Origin of the sequence: Algoriphagus iocasae (genome assembly GCF_014206875.1) — a bacterium.
GTDB classification, from domain to species: domain Bacteria; phylum Bacteroidota; class Bacteroidia; order Cytophagales; family Cyclobacteriaceae; genus Algoriphagus; species Algoriphagus iocasae.
This window is the reverse complement of the sequence record NZ_JACIJO010000001.1, coordinates 626086-639778: the sequence shown is the minus strand read 5'-3', so window position 1 is coordinate 639778 and position 13693 is coordinate 626086. Positions and strand designations below refer to the sequence as shown.

The window sequence follows — 13693 nt, the reverse complement described above, 5'->3', positions numbered from 1 at the left end:
CGATCTTTAACATCAATACCACCAACTTTAAATAATGAAACACCCTCTATTTCGTCTTTTTTCTTTCGTATTGATTCTTTCTTTTTCAGCATGTCAAAGCAATAAAAGTACGCTTCAATTTAACTCAGCTGAACTGGCAAAAATCAAGGAGTTTCAATCCTATCTCCCTAAAAAAGACAGTCTTTACCATGTTTTAATTGCTACCAGCGAAGGAGATATGATGGTGAAATTGTATAATCAAACACCTCTTCATCGGGATAACTTTATAGAAAAAGTTAAAGCTGGATATTATGACAGTCTGGAATTCCATCGTGTCATCAATGAATTTATGATTCAGGGTGGCCGACCAAAACCTACAGAAAATGGAGAGACTGCTCCTTATCAAGGAGAATTGATTCCTGCAGAATTCCGAACCGATCAGGATATTTATCATAAACGAGGAGCTTTGGCGGCAGCCAGAACCAATAATCCTGAAAAAGCCAGCAGCAGCACCCAATTTTACATTGTTCAGAGAAGCCCTTATTCTGTAGCGGCTTTGGAAGATCATATCCAGGAAAGAGAATTAACCTTAAACGAAACCCAAAAAACCCTCTATACGACAATAGGTGGCACTCCCCATTTGGATGGAGGCTATACTGTTTTTGGTGAACTGGAAATCGGGTTTGAAGTCTTGGACAAAATTGCCAAAACGGAAACAGGCGAAAAAGACGAACCTATCAAACCGATCAAAATGAAAATGTATATGCTGAATCAGCCGAAAAATCTCCGGTAATCAAAAATGATTTCGCATTGCGGCCCTTTCCTTTTAACTAGAGGAGAATTTAAAACCATAACAATAGCCCTTAATTTCTTTTCATGAAAAACCTAATAACGCTCTTTTTAGCATGGTTTGTCAGCTTTTTCTTTTTTTCCTGTCAAAGCGAACTTGAGGCACCCACTGATCCAAACATTGTGTTTATTCTGGTGGATGATTTGGGATATACCGATGTGGGTTTTATGGGAAGTGATTATTATGAAACTCCTAATTTGGACCGTCTGGCAAATAAGGGGATGATTTTTACCAATGGCTATGCAAACTCTGCCGTTTGTAGTCCATCCAGAGCTAGTTTGATGACAGGAAAGTTTACCGCCGCTCATGGCATCACCGATTGGATCGGAGCACCAGCAGGAGAAGCTTGGAGGAGCTATAATCGTTATTCAAAATTATTACCTGCTGAATATGAACATCAGCTTTCGAAGGAAATGAAAACCCTTCCAGAAGCTTTGAAAGAAGTGGGTTACAAGACTTTTTTCGCAGGAAAATGGCATTTAGGATCTGCAGAGGAGCATTCCCTTCCTACAGACCATGGATTTGACATCAACAAAGGTGGATACCATGTCGGAGGCCCCTATTCAGGCGGTTACTTCTCCCCTTTCGAAAATCCATTTATGGAAGATTATCCAGATGAAAAGGGGATGAGTTTGTCCATGAAATTGGCAAAGGAAACCAACCAATTTATTGAGGAGAATCAACAGGAAAAGTTTCTCGCTTACCTTTCATTTTATGCTGTTCACGCGCCCATTCAGACCTCTAAAGAGAAATGGGCAAGGTATCGCGACAAAGCGGAGACGATGGGAATCGACAGTATTGGCTTCGAAATGGAACGGGTTCTTCCTGCCAGAAAACATCAGGACAATCCTGTCTATGCGGGTTTGATAGAGCAAATGGATGAAGCGGTCGGTGCCGTAATTTCAAAATTAGAGGAACTCGGACTTGCAGAAAACACCATCATCGTTTTCACTTCAGATAATGGTGGCGTGGTATCCGGAGATAATTACTCCACGAATCTTGCACCGCTAAGAGGAGGAAAAGGATATCAATTTGAAGGAGGTACACGAATTCCATATATGGTCTATGTTCCTTGGCTAGACAGCAATGGAGCTAAAAATGATACCCCTGTTTCTGGTGTAGACTTCTACCCTACTTTATTGGATTTTGTTGGAGCCAAAGAACTTCCTCAGGGCATTGACGGAAAAAGCATCCGGCCCCTTTTGGAAGGTCAAAGCATGGAAGAACGCGCTCTTTTTTGGCATTATCCGCATTATGGAAATCAGGGAGGCGAACCGAATTCAACGATTCGAAAAGGTGATTGGAAGTTAATTCACTACTGGGAAGATGATCATGAAGAACTCTACAATCTCAAAGAAGACCTTAGCGAAAAGCAGGATTTAAGCGATAAAAACCCAGAAATCGCAAAAGCTTTATCTGAGGAGCTAATGAGTTGGCTGAAGCAAAACAATGCGAATTATGCGAGTCCTGACCCGCTATACAATCCTGATTCAGCCGCAATGGTAGCGACAAATTATAGAACGACATTGATCGAAAGATTGGAAAATCAGCGTAAAGCTATGTTGTCAAAGGATTTTCAACCAAACAAAGATTGGTGGGGAAGCAGGACAATTGACTGAGGATTCTGTCTTAATTTTATTTTTCAAGCCCAAAATACTATGAAGTACCGCCGATTAGGAAAAACGGATATGGATGTCTCCATCCTTGGTTTTGGAGCATCTCCTCTCGGAAATGTTTTTGACGAATGCACCCAGAAAGATGCTGACGAAACAGTTCACTTTGCGATTGACAACGGCGTCAATTTCTTTGATGTTTCTCCATTTTATGGGTTGACATTGGCGGAAGAGCGATTAGGGAAAGCTTTGGGTGAAAAAAGAAAAGATATCTTCCTTGCTACCAAATGTGGGCGATATGATTTACAGGAATTTGATTTCTCAAGAGAGCGAATTTTTAAAAGCATCGATGAATCACTTGGCCGGCTAAAAACTGATTATGTGGATCTGTTTCAGTTGCACGACATCGAGTTTGTCGACAAAGCACAAATAATAGATGTAGCGATACCTGCGATTCAGGAAATCAAAGTTTCCGGTAAAGCCCGATACATCGGTATCACGGGGTTACCAGTCCGCTATCTCGCTCAAATCGCCCGAGAAGTTGAAATTGATACGGTTTTATCTTGGGCACATTACAATTTGCTCGAAGATGAGATCAATGATGAATTGGTACCACTATCCAAAGAAAAAGGCTTTGGGCTGATGAATGCAGCACCATTGATGCAGCGGATTCTTTCGGATGCACCTCTTCCAGAATGGCACAGGTCTCCTGATGAAGTCAAGGCGATGCAACCCGTTTTGCTCCAACTTTGCAAGGAATATAATGTCAGTTTGAGTGACGTCGCTTTGCGATATGCTATGGATCATCCTGATATCGCTACGACGATCGTGGGAATGAATAATCTGGAAATTATCAAGCAGAATGTGAAAGCTGTGGACTTTGAAATCCCTCAGGAATTGCTTGATAAAATATTGACACTATTGGCACCTGTGAAAAACAAAATGTGGTTTGAAGGCAAGCCAGAAAATAACCTATAAAACCTAGTACGATGAAAGCACTTGTGATTACAGAAGTTGGAAAGACAGAAGTTCAGGAAGTAGAAAAACCAAAAGTAGGAACAGGAGAAGTCTTGGTTCGTGTGGGGATGGTTGGCTTCTGCGGAGGAGATCTAAATAGCTTTAGAGGGCTTTTTCCCCTACAGGAATACCCAAATATTTTAGGACATGAAGTCGGCGGAACAATCGAAGAAATAGGTCCCGGAGTGCCATCAAGCATTAAAGTAGGCACGAATGTGACGATTTACCCCTACCAAAATTGCGGGACATGTAAAGCCTGTAGAAAAGGAAGACCAAACTCCTGTAAAACCAATAAAACCATGGGGGTTCGCCGACCTGGAGCGATGACCCGATACATTTCTGTTCCTTATCAGGATACTTTCCCATCCCACAAATTATCTCTTCGCGAGTTGGCTTTGGCAGAGCCTCTGACTGTAGGTTTTCACGCGGCTGAAAGAGGTCGGATTGATGAGGAAGATATCGTAGCTGTACTAGGATGCGGAATCGTGGGACTGGGAGCAATTGCTTCGGCTGTGGAAAGGGGAGCTAAAGTGATAGCCATTGATTTAGATGATAATAAGCTGGATATCGCAAAGAAAATCGGAGTTGCTCACACCATCAACCCAAGCAAAGAAAACCTCCACGAATCTCTTCAAAAGTATTCTAATAACGATGGCCCTGATGTCATCATCGAGGCAGTTGGAAGTCCAGCTACCTATAGAGCTGCAGTCGAGGAAGTTGCATTTACAGGTCGGGTGGTTTGCATCGGCTACGCCAAAAAAGATGTGGATTTCAACACCTCGCTTTTTGTCCAAAAGGAAATAGAAATCTTAGGTTCCAGAAATTGCTTAGGAGACTTCCCTACTGTAATCAGCTATTTGGAGTCTGGAAAATTCCCAGTGGATGACGTTATCAGCAAGGTAGTCACCATTGACGAAGCTCCTCAAACGATGATTGAATGGGATGCCAACCCTGTGGGAATCACGAAAATAATGATTGACTTTGACCAAGAATAAAATGATAAAATCTTGCGCTACCATCGCATTAGTACCTCAAATCAAATACGGCCCTTGGATCTATTGGAATGACTTGGAGTCGGCCATGAAAAAGGCTTCTGATTTGGGATTTGATGCGATCGAACTTTTCACTCCTGCATCTGACACAATCGGAATTGAGGAATTAAAAGGACTTTTGGCTAAATACAAATTAGAGTTAGTGGCCCTAGGAACAGGTGCAGGGAAAGTAATTCATGGTTTAACCTTGACGGATCCAGATCCGGAAATCAGAAAAAAGGCAATTTCCTTTATTTCTGACATGATTTCTTTCGGAGCAACATTTGGAGCTCCTGCGATCATAGGTTCGATGCAAGGAAATGTTTTGGCAGGAAACGATCGTGAAAAAACACTTTCCTGGCTTGCTGAGGCATTGGAAATTCTTGGAGAAAAAGCTGAGAAGGCGGGAACGTTCTTGATTTACGAACCTCTCAATCGCTACGAAACCAATTTATTCAATACCCTGAATGCAGGTGTGAAATTTTTGGAATCTTTGAAAACCAAGAATGTGAAACTCCTAGCAGATTTGTTCCATATGAATATTGAGGAAGCAGATTTGGCACAAAGCATTACTGATGCTTCCTCACATATTAACCACATTCATTTTGCTGATAGTAATAGAAAAGCAATCGGTTTGGGTCATACAGAAATGGAATCTGTAGCTCGAGCAATCCAATCGATCAACTACTCAGGGTATATTTCTGCAGAAGCATTTCCCGAACCTAGTTCCGATGAAGCGGCTTTACAAACGATTCAATCTTTCAAAAAATACTTTCGATAAACCCAACCGACATGAAGCGATTTTGCCTCACATTGGATTTAATTGACGATCCAGAATCCATCAAAGAATACGAACAATATCATGCGGCAGGGGCTGCTTGGCCAGAGGTAACCCAGCATGACATTGATTGTGGAGTAACCAACATAGAAATCTTCAGAACCGGAAACAGGATGTTTATGATTTTGGAAACTGTGGACGACTTTACTTTCGAAGAAAAAGCGAAAATGGATGCTGAAAATCCCATCATTCAAAAATGGGAAAACCTTATGTGGAAATACCAGCAGCCGATTCCTTGGGCAAAACCTGGTGAAAAATGGGTCTTGATGGATCGAATTTTCAAGTCAGGCGAATAAAATCTTTTAAAATGAAAAAATCTTCTTCTTTACTGGTATTCAGTATCATATTAATGCTTTTCAGTGGCTATTCGCCAAAAGCGAAATCTCCCAAACACGTACTTATTTTTGGCATCGATGGTTTAAGTGTAGAAGGCCTTAAACAAGCCTCTACCCCCAACATTGATAAATTGTTTTCAGATGGGATTTTATCCCTCAATACCCGATCAGTCATGCCATCAGTGACCTTGCCAAATTGGACAAGTCACTTAACCTCCGGTGGGCCTGAGCAACATGGGGTGACATCGAATGGGTGGACATTAACGGAACATGAATTGACCCCAATTGAGACGGATTCTGAAGGTTATTATCCATCCATCTTTAAAATTCTCAAAGATCAAACTCCGGAAACTAAGACCGCATTTTATTATAACTGGGGGAATTTAATCAACTCCTTCAATCAGAAATATTTAGATGAGGTAAATTTTGAAGCGGATGATCAGTATTCAGAAAACTATGAAAAGGCATTTCAGTTTTCCAAAGCCCATCAAGATGTCCCCTCTTTGATCTTTCTATATACAGTTCATGTCGACCATGCCGGTCATAACAAAGGTTGGATGTCTAAAGATTACATCAAAGCAATTGAAGCTGCTGATAAAGCCATTGGAGATTTAATCAAAAAGATGAAATCAGATGGGCTTTTCAAAGACACCAATTTCTTGCTGATCACAGATCATGGAGGAAAAGAAAATGGTCATGGTGGTTTAAGCATTGGTGAAATGGAAGTTCCATGGGCAATCACAGGGCCTAATATCAATAAGGAACAAAATTTTAAGACTCCAAATAGCAATGCAAATACTGCCAAGGTCATAGCCGATATTTTCGGAGTAAAAGAACTCCAGCCTTCTGCCATTGGTAAAACTCCCAAAGGAATATTTAAGAAATAAGGAAAAATACCCCATACTTGTATAGCCCAAATGATCTGTTTCTTACAACACGTCTAAAACCCCAACCCACATTTACATGAGAATTTCAATTTTTGGTTTTCTTGCAATTCTTCTTGCTTTTGGATGCAGCAGCCCTGAGAAAGCGGAAAAGGATCTCCCTAGAATTGCCATTGCTGGTCTTGCTATAGAATCCAGTACCTTCTCCCCTGCGCAAAGTGATGCTGCAGCTTTCCGAACTAGAACAGGCAATGAGATTTTCTCTTATTACCCGTTTTTGGATTCAGGTTCAGTAGACCGAGGAAGAGCAGAATGGTTTCCGACCTTAAGAGGTCATGCGATTCCTGGCGGAATTGTCACCCGGGAAGCTTATGATTCCCTGGTCGGTGTCACTCTTGAAATGTTGAAAGAAAATCTTCCTTATGATGGTCTATTTTTCGATATCCATGGAGCCATGAGCGTGGTTGGTTTGGATGATCCAGAAGGTGATTTTATCACCAAAGTCCGTGAGGTAGTTGGAACAGAAACATTGATTTCAACTTCCATGGATTTGCATGGGAATGTTTCCAAAAGACTTGCTGAAAACACAGATTTGATCACCTGCTATAGAATGGCTCCACATGAAGATGCCTTGGAGTCAAAACAACGGGCAGTAGAAAACATGCTGGATAGATTGGAAAGCGGTAAGGGTAAACCAGCTTACAAAGCTTGGATTCCTGTTCCGATTCTTCTTCCTGGAGAAAAAACCAGTACGAGAATTGATCCGGGAAAAAGTCTTTATGCTAAAATCCCTAGCCAAACTGAAAAGCCTGGAGTAATCGATGCGGCCATCTGGATTGGCTATGCCTGGGCAGACGAACCTAGAAATCACGCGGTGGTGATGGTAACCGGAGATGATGAAAAAGCAGTTTCTGAATCTGCTGAATATTTAGCCAAAAGCTTTTGGGATGTAAGGAATGAATTTGAGTTTGTGGCACCTGTCGCAACTTTGAATGAAAGTTTAAAAATGGCATTGGCAAGTGATAAAAAGCCTTATATGATCTCTGATATGGGTGATAACCCTACAGCCGGTGGTGCCGGAGATGTCACTTGGACAATTACAGAACTCCTGAAAAGACCTGAGTTCAAATCTGAAAATGGCCCGACTTTGATTTATGCATCTATCCCGGGTCCTGAATTTGTCGCAAAAGCGATGGAGGCTGGAATCGGAGGTACGGTAGAAGGAACTGCTGGAGCTGCTGTGGATGATCGATTTGCTCCGCCAGTATTCCTTAATGGCACCGTAGAAGCAATTAAAGAAGGTGATGGAGCAGCTGAAGTAGAAGTCGTGGTAAAAATCGGTTCTATGCATGTAATCGTGACAAAAAAACGAAAACCTTATCACAATGAAAATGATTTTACCGATTTGGGACTGAAGCCAAGAGAAGCAGATATAGTGGTTGTGAAAATCGGATATTTGGTACCTGAGCTGTACGACATGAGAGGAGATTGGGTGATGGCTTTGACTCCGGGCGGTGTAGATCAGGATTTGGAAAGATTAGGTTACAAACGGATCAATAGACCGATGTTTCCATTGGACAAAGACATGGAAACTCCTGATTTGAGTACGCGATTTATTCCTGCTTCCGACACCAACTGAAATAGAATCCCAATAATTTATTTAAAATGCTGTTCTCAAAAGGAGCAGCATTTTTTTATCTTCAATCCCAACAATTCATTTCGTTCATGAAAAAGCTGTCCATCCTTCTGATTTTCATTTTTGCTTCTTACTCCGGCTTTGCGCAGCAAAATGGATTATCAGATGAAGAACAAATCCAAAACCTCATTCAGGAATCTTTTGATGTACTTTTTTCGACATATGATCTTGATAAAATAGAGAACTACTATACGCCGGATATCAAAATCCTGGAAAATGGAGAGATCTGGGACATAGAAATAATCAGAGGGATTCTGGAAAATGCCAAAAGCCGAAACTCAGGAAGTAGGGTCAATAAATTTGACTTTATTGAAACCCAAGTGGATGGAAATATGGGCTATTCTGTATATCATAATTTCGCGACTATTTCTATGAATGGAGAAGTCGTCAGGGAAATTCATTGGATTGAAAGTGTGGTGGCCGTGAAAACTCAGGAAGGTTGGAGGATCAAAAACCTTCACAGTTTTCCTGCAAAAAAAGAATAAATTATGAGCCTTAAAAAAACTGTTTTCCCGATTTTAATCGCTTGCCTTTTCTTTTTCCAACCTTCTTTTGGGCAAGAAAACTTTAACAATCCAACCGATACCAAACAGATCCTATTCCTAGGAAATAGCATCACGTATGCTGGTCAGTACATCGCTTTTGTAGAAACTTACTACCGTATCAAACACCCGAATTCGTCCATTGAATGGCTGAATCTAGGTTTGCCGAGTGAGACAGTTTCGGGACTTTCTGAAGAAGGCCATGCTGGTGGAGCATTCCCAAGGCCAGATTTACATGAGAGATTAGACCGAATTTTTGAGCAAATCCAGCCAGATTTTGTGTTTGCCAATTATGGAATGAATGATGGGATTTATCTTCCTCTGAATGACGATCGCTTTGCTTCCTATAAATCGGGAATTGAGTGGCTAAACCAAAAGATAGATTCAATTGCCGCAGCCGCAATATTTGTCACTCCTCCGGTTTTTGACCCGATCAAAGGTGAAGCCTATGCCAATGTTTTGGATATTTATTCCGATTGGCTGATCAGCAAACGATATACGGATTATTGGAAAGTGATTGATTTGCATTGGCCTATGCGGAAGTTTTTGGAAGATCAGCGTAAAACAGACCCTACCTACTTTTTGGCAAAAGATGGCATCCATCCCGGAGAAACAGGTCATTGGCTGATGGCAAAACCCATTCTTGAATATTTAGGTGAAAATGTAGGGGAATTTGATTCATTTCAAGAAGCAATCGCAACCGAAGAGAATGCTCCTGAATTATTGATGCTTATCACCCAAAAACAGGCAATTCTAAGAGATGCTTGGTTGAAATCCACAGGACACCAAAGACCGGGATTAGCTAAAGGATTGCCTCTTAATGAAGCAATGGAACAAGTAGAAAAATTAGAGCAAAAAATTCAACAATTATTGAACTGACAGATGCAAAAAGGAAGGTTAGAAGCTTTTAGCGATGGGGTTTTGGCCATTGTCATCACAATCATGGTGCTAGAGATCAAGGTTCCTCACGGCCATGAATTGGCGGATTTAAAGCCTTTGATTCCTGTGGTGCTCAGCTACATTTTGAGCTTTATTTATTTGGGGATTTATTGGAACAATCATCATCACATGATGCATACTGTCAAAAAGGTTTCCGGATCGATTCTTTGGGCAAACTTGCACCTACTATTCTGGCTTTCACTGGTGCCGTTCGTCACTGGTTGGATGGGTGAAAATAACTTTGCCAATATCACCATGGCACTTTACGGAGTGGTTCTTCTGATGTCAGCGATAGCCTATTTTATTTTGCAACGAATTATCATTCAAGCACATGGAAAAGATGGAGTATTGGCAAGAGCTGTAGGAAATGATCTGAAAGGTAAACTATCCCCTATTTTATACATTCTGGGAATTGCTTCCAGTTGGATCCACAGTTGGATCGCCGCTACCTTTTATATTCTGGTTGCCCTGATGTGGTTAATCCCTGATAAAAGAATAGAAAACACCTTGAAAGAAACTGAAAATTCCTAAGAGAAAATCTTCCTTTATTAATGAAAATCAACACTAAAATCGTTTTTACTTTATCTTCAATTTTTCTGGCAATCTTAGGAATCTCCCTCTCCTTTTTCCCTCAAGAATTAGCAAACTATTTTGGCTTCCCTTCCGAGTCTAGTATTTTCCTCCAACTCACAGGCGCCCTTTACTTTGGCTTTGCTATGGTCAATTGGATGGTAAAAGGAAGCACCATTGGAGGAATCTACAATCGTCCGATTGCAATTGGGAATTTTTCACATTTTATCATTGGAGCTTTGGCCCTGTTAAAATACCTTCCACAGCATTTTGACAAAATCCCACTTTTGATTTTAGCTGCTATTTATGCTGTATTTGCTGTGATTTTTTCATTAATTGTATTCACACACCCTTTACAAAAGTCCTAATGGAAAATCTTCATAAAACCTCTTTTCAGTTTATCAGTGAACCTTCAGATGTCAATTTCGGTGGGAAAGTCCATGGAGGCGTGGTGATGAAGTGGATAGATCAGGCAGCTTATACTTGTGCCAGAACATGGGCTGAAAGTTATTGTGTCACTGTATATGTGGGTGGTATCAGATTTTATAAACCCATCAATATCGGTGAGGTAATTAAAATAGATGCAGCTGTGATTTATACCGGAAACTCCAGTATTCATATCATGGTAGAAGTGTATTCCAGAGATTTTTCAGAGCATGAGTTTGAGAAAAAAACGCATTGTATCATCATTTTTGTTGCAGTGGATGAACATGGAAACCCTAAGAAAGTAAAGCCTTGGATTCCTCAATCTGATCAGGAAAAGAAGTTGGAGGAATATGCCATGCGACTCAAAACTTTGAGAGAAAATATCCACAATGAAATGAAGCCATTCTTTAATGAATAGCAGAAGTCTTCATTTCAGAATTTATTGAGTTTAAAGGAAACAAATTCCTATAGCCCTCATGCAACTAATGAAGCCTGTATTGCATCTTGTAAGTGACTGACAGATATTTTTATGAAAAAGCTAGCGGGGACCATTCTCTTTTTAATTCTTCTCAATTCACTTTTTGCGCAAAATAAACTTGAAGAGATTGATATTTCATACGGTCCTTATACTGTTGGATTTTCCCATTATCCTTCTTTTGACAGTTCTAGGGTATACAGCCGTATTTTTGATTATTCAAATAAAAAGACTCCTCGCCCAATCCCAATAAGCATTTGGTATCCATCAAATCAAGAAGTAAAAGAAATAACTCCGCTTACTGTCAAAGACTATGTGAAAATCCTTGCTGAAGAACAGGAATGGGAATATTTACCAGATTACCACTTATTGAACTGGTTCCAAGAAATCCAAAATACTCCTCAAAACGAAGAGCAACTCCAGGAAAAAAGCAATGCATATTTTGATTTGAAACAGCTTGATGGAAATTTCCCCACTGTTATTTATTCACCAAGTTACCAAGCATCTTCAATCGAAAATTTTATACTTTGCGAATTTCTCGCAAGTCATGGATATATCGTGATCTCAAGTCCAAGTAGAGGTGCGGATTCTCGATTTTTAGAAGGTGGAACAGTTAAGGATTTAGAAACTCAGGCTAGAGACATCCAATTTTTAATTGAAAAAGCGACACAAATGCCAGGTGTTGATCCCGATAAAATTGCATCAATGGGATTTAGTTTTGGAGGTATGTCCAATGTACTTTCACAAATGAGAGATAGCAGGATAAAAGCTTTGATTAGCCTTGATGGAACTGTCAAATACGCATATCAAACACTACAGGCTTCACCATTCTTTAACATTGAAAATGTCAATGTCCCTTTCATTCACATGGCACAAAAAGACATACCAAAGGAGGTTCTTGAGGCAGATAATATTGAGGCTTCCTTAAATTCAGAATTTACATTTTTTGACGAATTGGAGCAGAATGATGCCTTTCAACTCAAATTTCTACATTTGACCCACCCCTATTTTAGCACTATGGGGATTTTATTTGGAACCAGAGATCCCCGGCAAGATCATGCAGATTCTATGATTGCGGAGTCTTACAAGATCGTCACATCCTATACTTTAAACTTCCTAAATGCCTATTTGCTTGGAAATGAAAAAGCACTTGATTTCATGAAAGTCTCTCCAGAAAATAATGGCATCAAAGATGGTTTTTTGACAATCAAGAAAAACCAACCTATTGAAAATAGAAGTTTTGACTTTTCTGATTTTAATGATTTAAACAATAAAAATGGATATGCCACTTTGAATGAAAATTATGATTCTCTCAAAGTAGTTTATCCAAATTTAGAATTCCCCGAGGGGAATTTGAATACGTTAGGTTTACAATTGCTTTATAACAAAGAGACAACCGAAAAAAGCATTAGGATTTTTGAATTTGCAACGAGACTATATCCCAATTCTGCTAATTTATTTGATAGCCTTGGTGAGGCTTATTTATTCCATGGAGATATAGAAAAGGCGAAAATTAATTATCAAAAGTCTCTAGAACTTAACCCTCAAAATGAGAGTGCAGCATCAGTTTTAAAACGATTAGAAAAAACTAAAAAATAGCTGATTTTGAAGGACAAGTATTTTTAATGTGCTTTTTTAGAGAATAGCTTATGGAAGAGTTCAAATATCCCGAAAGCTGCAAAACCAATCACCAAACCCAACAGGATTTCTTTCAGAAGGGAAGGCCATGATTCCAGAAAATGATGAAAAAACTCCACGTTGTGGGCGAAAATCCCTCCTGAAACCAAGATTAACGCGATAGTACCAATCACTCCCATTCCTTTGATAATCTTTGGCAAGGCATTCACTAATATTCTCCCTACTTTATCTGAAAAGCTATCATCCTCTTCATTTAGTGAAATCAATTTGTATCCAAATTCATCCATTCTCACAATCAAAGCGACAATGCCATAAACACCCACAGTTGCCAATAAAGCGATAATGCTGACAACAAAAATTTGAGTGGTAATAGGTGAATCTACAACAGTTCCAAGGGCTATAATTACGATCTCCACAGAAAGAATGAAATCCGTGACAATCGCAGATTTTATCTTTTCCTTTTCTCTCTTTAAAATTTCTTCCTCCGAGAGATTTTCGATCAACTCCACTTTGTTTTCATGCTTATGGGGAACTAAGTACTCGTAGATTTTCTCTGCTCCCTCAAAAGCCAGGTAAACACCCCCAATCAACAAAATAATTGTCACCGCGACAGGAACAAAGGCACTTAACAAGAAGGCAAATGGTAAAATAATAATCTTATTAAGCAGGGATCCTTTGGTAATTGCCCAAAGGACTGGTAACTCCCGATCGGAAACGAAACCAGAGGCTTTTTCTGCATTCACTGCCAAATCATCTCCTAAAATTCCTGCGGTTTTCTTAGCAGCAACTTTACTCATAACCGCCACATCATCCATCAATGTGGCAATGTCATCTAATAATGCAAATATTCCTGAAGCCAT

General features: G+C 40.0%; 15 protein-coding genes. 14 read left to right on the top strand and 1 reads right to left on the bottom strand.

Features of this window, described 5'->3' with window-relative positions; translation table 11 throughout:
- The first annotated feature begins 34 nt into the window (after positions 1-34).
- From FHS59_RS02735 to FHS59_RS02670, 14 genes are all read left to right on the top strand, one after another.
- Positions 35-772 carry a peptidylprolyl isomerase gene (locus FHS59_RS02735; protein ID WP_184492875.1) on the top strand — a complete coding sequence of 246 codons (738 nt, stop codon included), beginning with the start codon at positions 35-37 and terminating at the stop codon, positions 770-772.
- A gap of 83 nt (positions 773-855) precedes the next feature.
- A complete protein-coding gene (locus FHS59_RS02730) occupies positions 856-2448 on the top strand; it encodes a sulfatase (RefSeq protein WP_184492874.1) in 1593 nt (530 codons plus the stop codon).
- 39 nt (positions 2449-2487) lie between these two features.
- Positions 2488-3420, top strand: coding sequence for an aldo/keto reductase (locus FHS59_RS02725; RefSeq protein WP_184492873.1), 933 nt, complete (start codon positions 2488-2490; stop codon positions 3418-3420).
- 11 nt (positions 3421-3431) lie between these two features.
- Complete coding sequence (locus tag FHS59_RS02720; RefSeq protein WP_184492872.1) at positions 3432-4454, top strand: zinc-binding alcohol dehydrogenase family protein; 1023 nt, start codon at positions 3432-3434, stop codon at positions 4452-4454.
- A 1-nt stretch (position 4455) separates the two neighbouring features.
- Positions 4456-5271 carry a sugar phosphate isomerase/epimerase family protein gene (locus FHS59_RS02715; RefSeq protein ID WP_184492871.1) on the top strand — a complete coding sequence of 272 codons (816 nt, stop codon included), beginning with the start codon at positions 4456-4458 and terminating at the stop codon, positions 5269-5271.
- An 11-nt stretch (positions 5272-5282) separates the two neighbouring features.
- A complete protein-coding gene (locus FHS59_RS02710) occupies positions 5283-5624 on the top strand; it encodes an L-rhamnose mutarotase (protein ID WP_184492870.1) in 342 nt (113 codons plus the stop codon).
- 11 nt (positions 5625-5635) lie between these two features.
- Positions 5636-6550 carry an alkaline phosphatase family protein gene (locus FHS59_RS02705; RefSeq protein WP_184492869.1) on the top strand — a complete coding sequence of 305 codons (915 nt, stop codon included), beginning with the start codon at positions 5636-5638 and terminating at the stop codon, positions 6548-6550.
- A 76-nt stretch (positions 6551-6626) separates the two neighbouring features.
- Positions 6627-8186 carry a M81 family metallopeptidase gene (locus tag FHS59_RS02700; protein WP_184492868.1) on the top strand — a complete coding sequence of 520 codons (1560 nt, stop codon included), beginning with the start codon at positions 6627-6629 and terminating at the stop codon, positions 8184-8186.
- 86 nt (positions 8187-8272) lie between these two features.
- Positions 8273-8728 carry a nuclear transport factor 2 family protein gene (locus FHS59_RS02695; protein ID WP_184492867.1) on the top strand — a complete coding sequence of 152 codons (456 nt, stop codon included), beginning with the start codon at positions 8273-8275 and terminating at the stop codon, positions 8726-8728.
- Positions 8729-8731: 3 nt separating this feature from the next.
- Positions 8732-9664 (top strand): SGNH/GDSL hydrolase family protein, encoded by a 933-nt coding sequence (locus FHS59_RS02690; protein ID WP_184492866.1) that lies wholly within the window; start codon positions 8732-8734, stop codon positions 9662-9664.
- A 3-nt stretch (positions 9665-9667) separates the two neighbouring features.
- Complete coding sequence (locus FHS59_RS02685; protein WP_184492865.1) at positions 9668-10255, top strand: TMEM175 family protein; 588 nt, start codon at positions 9668-9670, stop codon at positions 10253-10255.
- Positions 10256-10275: 20 nt separating this feature from the next.
- Positions 10276-10662, top strand: coding sequence for a hypothetical protein (locus FHS59_RS02680; RefSeq protein ID WP_184492864.1), 387 nt, complete (start codon positions 10276-10278; stop codon positions 10660-10662).
- Positions 10662-11138, top strand: a complete 477-nt coding sequence (locus tag FHS59_RS02675; RefSeq protein ID WP_184492863.1) for an acyl-CoA thioesterase — start codon at positions 10662-10664, stop codon at positions 11136-11138. Before FHS59_RS02680 ends, FHS59_RS02675 begins: the two co-directional genes overlap by 1 nt.
- A 111-nt stretch (positions 11139-11249) precedes the next feature.
- Positions 11250-12794 (top strand): prolyl oligopeptidase family serine peptidase, encoded by a 1545-nt coding sequence (locus FHS59_RS02670; protein ID WP_184492862.1) that lies wholly within the window; start codon positions 11250-11252, stop codon positions 12792-12794.
- A 23-nt stretch (positions 12795-12817) separates the two neighbouring features.
- Here the strand turns inward: FHS59_RS02670 and FHS59_RS02665 are convergent, their stop codons facing one another.
- Complete coding sequence (locus FHS59_RS02665; protein WP_184492861.1) at positions 12818-13693, bottom strand: DUF808 domain-containing protein; 876 nt, start codon at positions 13691-13693, stop codon at positions 12818-12820.

Bases quoted from the DNA above. Each gene is read 5' to 3' on its own strand.
- FHS59_RS02735 (WP_184492875.1), top strand. From the start codon at position 35: ATGAAACACCCTCTATTTCGTCTTTTTTCTTTCGTATTGATTCTTTCT.
- FHS59_RS02730 (WP_184492874.1), top strand. From the start codon at position 856: ATGAAAAACCTAATAACGCTCTTTTTAGCATGGTTTGTCAGCTTTTTC.
- FHS59_RS02725 (WP_184492873.1), top strand. From the start codon at position 2,488: ATGAAGTACCGCCGATTAGGAAAAACGGATATGGATGTCTCCATCCTT.
- FHS59_RS02720 (WP_184492872.1), top strand. From the start codon at position 3,432: ATGAAAGCACTTGTGATTACAGAAGTTGGAAAGACAGAAGTTCAGGAA.
- FHS59_RS02715 (WP_184492871.1), top strand. From the start codon at position 4,456: ATGATAAAATCTTGCGCTACCATCGCATTAGTACCTCAAATCAAATAC.
- FHS59_RS02710 (WP_184492870.1), top strand. From the start codon at position 5,283: ATGAAGCGATTTTGCCTCACATTGGATTTAATTGACGATCCAGAATCC.
- FHS59_RS02705 (WP_184492869.1), top strand. From the start codon at position 5,636: ATGAAAAAATCTTCTTCTTTACTGGTATTCAGTATCATATTAATGCTT.
- FHS59_RS02700 (WP_184492868.1), top strand. From the start codon at position 6,627: ATGAGAATTTCAATTTTTGGTTTTCTTGCAATTCTTCTTGCTTTTGGA.
- FHS59_RS02695 (WP_184492867.1), top strand. From the start codon at position 8,273: ATGAAAAAGCTGTCCATCCTTCTGATTTTCATTTTTGCTTCTTACTCC.
- FHS59_RS02690 (WP_184492866.1), top strand. From the start codon at position 8,732: ATGAGCCTTAAAAAAACTGTTTTCCCGATTTTAATCGCTTGCCTTTTC.
- FHS59_RS02685 (WP_184492865.1), top strand. From the start codon at position 9,668: ATGCAAAAAGGAAGGTTAGAAGCTTTTAGCGATGGGGTTTTGGCCATT.
- FHS59_RS02680 (WP_184492864.1), top strand. From the start codon at position 10,276: ATGAAAATCAACACTAAAATCGTTTTTACTTTATCTTCAATTTTTCTG.
- FHS59_RS02675 (WP_184492863.1), top strand. From the start codon at position 10,662: ATGGAAAATCTTCATAAAACCTCTTTTCAGTTTATCAGTGAACCTTCA.
- FHS59_RS02670 (WP_184492862.1), top strand. From the start codon at position 11,250: ATGAAAAAGCTAGCGGGGACCATTCTCTTTTTAATTCTTCTCAATTCA.
- FHS59_RS02665 (WP_184492861.1), bottom strand. From the start codon at position 13,693: ATGGCTTCAGGAATATTTGCATTATTAGATGACATTGCCACATTGATG.